The organism is Dokdonella sp., assembly GCF_049593775.1.
In the GTDB taxonomy this organism is placed as follows: domain Bacteria; phylum Pseudomonadota; class Gammaproteobacteria; order Xanthomonadales; family Rhodanobacteraceae; genus Dokdonella.
Window position 1 is genome coordinate 1 of record NZ_JBAWHJ010000391.1, and the last position, 2,260, is coordinate 2,260.

Here is a 2,260-nt window from a genome sequence, read left to right on the forward strand (position 1 = left end):
GGCCACGGCCATCGCGTTTGATGTTGCCGATAGCACGGCGACAACGAGCGCAATGGACTCCATCCTTGCGGATGGGCCGATCCAGATCCTGATCAACAATGCCGGTATTCACGACGACGCACCGATGGCCGGCATGAGCGAGGAACAATGGCGGCGCGTGATCGATGTGTCGCTGCACGGCTTTTTCAATGTGACCCAGCCACTCCTGCTGCCAATGGCGCGCACCCGTTTTGGTCGCATTGTCAGCATTTCATCGGTGGCGGCCGTGATGGGCAATCGCGGCCAGACCAACTACGCGGCAGCCAAGGCCGCCCTGCACGGCGCATCGAAATCGCTGGCACGGGAAATGGGGTCGCGAGGCATCACGGTCAACGTGATCGCACCGGGCATGATCGCCGGCAGCATGATCGGGGAGAGTTTCGATGCGGCCATGGTCAAGGCCATGGTCCCGGCGGGACGGGTCGGCAATCCGGAGGAAGTTGCGGCGCTCGTGCGCTTTCTATGCAGCGACGAAGCCGGCTATATCAATGGTCAGGTGATCGGCATCAACGGTGGCATGGGCTAGCAGCCTGTCGGGCTACGCTGCGCTTGCGAACAGCGGCGTCGAACCGTCAGGCTTGGAGGCCAGCGTTCCGATATCCAGTCCAGGGCAGGCTGTCTTTGCGCGCTCAACCATGGTGGCCGAAAGATTGCGCATCAGCCGCACGTTGGCGCGTAGTCGATCGCGCATGGCGACGTCATCGAGCTCGTCGTACAAGCCACGATTCAATTCCACAAACCACTCCAGCTCATTCTGATCGAGCATCACTGCAGGATTCGGGCGTGCGCTCAATTCGCCCCAGCGGCGGAAAAATGCCTGCATGTCGAGATTGAGTCTGGCGGCTTCGGCCAGATCCTTCTGCACGTCACCGAGCAGGGCCGTATCGGCGAGCCGGTTCTGGAACACCAGCTGGCAAAGCACGCCCCAATAGTAGGTGTAGTCCCAGAAGACCTTGTTCGGCATGACTTCGGCATCGGCAAACAGCGCGTACTGATCGCGGTACATGCTCAAGGTGTTCGAGTAGAACGAGAAGTAGAACTGCTCGAACAGGCGCGCGTACGGGGCCACCGATTCTTCGGCGCGGTCGAGAGCGATCAGTTCGCAGATGTAGGTATTGGCGATGGCGATGAAGTCGCTGCCGGGGGAATAGAACGGATCAAGAAACACCCCGGCTTCGCCGGTGAGTGCCCAGCGATCGCCCGAGAACACCTGCTTGCAGCCATGGGAATAGTTGCGCAGGAACTTGAAATCCATGAGCTTGTCGCGCTTCGCCTCGCATGCGCGTGCCACCAGGGGCTGGTGTTTGTGCAACCACTCCAGGGCGCGGTCGAAGGTGTTCATGTCCTTCAGCGGGTGCTGCCTGGGGTCACACACGATGCCTACCGAATGAGCGCCCGATCCCAGCGGTATCAGCCAGACCCAGTAGCCCGGCCCGCACAGGTGGTTGGTCGAACGCCAGCGCTCGGGTGGATCACAACGTTCACCCCAGGCCTTGTCGTCGCACCATTCATCAATCGAAAGCAGATCGTCGATGCGAAACCAGACGGCGTTGGCTTCGTGGCCATTGTCTTCGTCCAGATCGAGCTTGCGCCGGATCAGACCGGCGCGTCCACTGGCATCGACTACCCAGCGTGCCGTGAGCACCTGCGCCTTGTCATGGATATCCACTTCAATGGAATGTGGCACCTCGGCTTTCTCGATATGCACGGCGCGCACGACACTGCCGTCATGAAAGACAATGCCGCGTTCGCGGGCGAGTTCGCCGAGGTGGTTTTCCAGAATGCCGCGGTCGATCTGCCAGGTCGGCACCGGCAGTACCCTGCTGACACCGAGTTCGGTGACACGTTCCAGATCATCGCGGCTATCGCTCCAGAAGAATCGAAATCCGAATTTGCGGATATGCGCCGTGTCCAGATGCTCGCGAAGCCCGAGCGTCTCGGCCAGATAGTGGGCACCTATCTCGACCTTCGACTCACCCACCTTGACCGCCGCGACCGGTACTGGATGCGTATTGCGCTCTAGCACCACGATACTCAGGTCTGCAAATTTTTCGCGCAACTGCAAGGCCAGGCACAGCCCGGCCAGACCGCCGCCAAGAACTACCACATCGTGTTGCGCTTCATTTGTCATTGCGTATTCCGAACAGTTGCAGCTGCATCCACACAAAGGTTGCCGGCGGACTTGCGGCTCGTAAACAGGCTGAGCAGTGGTGTCGTCATC

At 60.3% G+C, this 2,260-nt stretch carries 2 protein-coding genes; one reads left to right on the forward strand and one right to left on the reverse strand.

Annotated features, from left to right (window positions below):
• A partial coding sequence (locus WBP53_RS13420; RefSeq protein ID WP_423929740.1) for an SDR family oxidoreductase occupies window positions 1–565 on the forward strand: 565 nt, incomplete at its 5' end.
• A gap of 12 nt (window positions 566–577) precedes the next feature.
• Here the strand turns inward: WBP53_RS13420 and WBP53_RS13425 are convergent.
• A complete protein-coding gene (locus WBP53_RS13425; protein ID WP_423929742.1) occupies window positions 578–2,170 on the reverse strand; it encodes an NAD(P)/FAD-dependent oxidoreductase in 1,593 nt (530 codons plus the stop codon).
• Window positions 2,171–2,260 lie beyond the last annotated feature (90 nt).

Excerpts from the sequence above, each read along its gene's own strand:
- WBP53_RS13425 (WP_423929742.1), bottom strand. The coding sequence starts at position 2,170 with ATGACAAATGAAGCGCAACACGATGTGGTAGTTCTTGGCGGCGGTCTG.